Annotated in this window: 1 protein-coding gene; it reads left to right on the forward strand. The window is 75.8% G+C overall.

Translation table 11 applies throughout. From position 1 onward, the window contains the following. A partial coding sequence (locus tag ACLBYB_RS32945) for a response regulator (RefSeq protein WP_447701396.1) occupies positions 1-330 on the forward strand: 330 nt, incomplete at both ends.

The following is a 330-nucleotide window of genomic DNA, read 5'->3' on the forward strand; positions in this document are numbered from 1 at the left end:
GGCCGGGCCTACGATCTCGTGCTGATGGACGTCCAGATGCCCCGCGTCGACGGGCTCACGGCCACGCGCCGCATCCGCGCCCTCGCGCCGCCCCCCTGCGACATCCCGATCGGCGCCATGACCCCCAACGCCCTGCCGTCGCAGATCGAGGAGCTGCGCGAGGCCGGGATGGACGACCATGTGGGCAAGCCGTTCCGGCGGGCCGACCTCTTCGCCACGATCAGCCGCTGGAGGGCGCCGGGCGCGCGGCGGCCGGCGCGGGCCGAGGTGCCGCGCCGCCTGCCGCAGGTCGATTCGGCCGTGCTCGACGCGGCGGTCCTGACCGAGATG

The organism is Methylobacterium sp. D54C, from assembly GCF_053345595.1.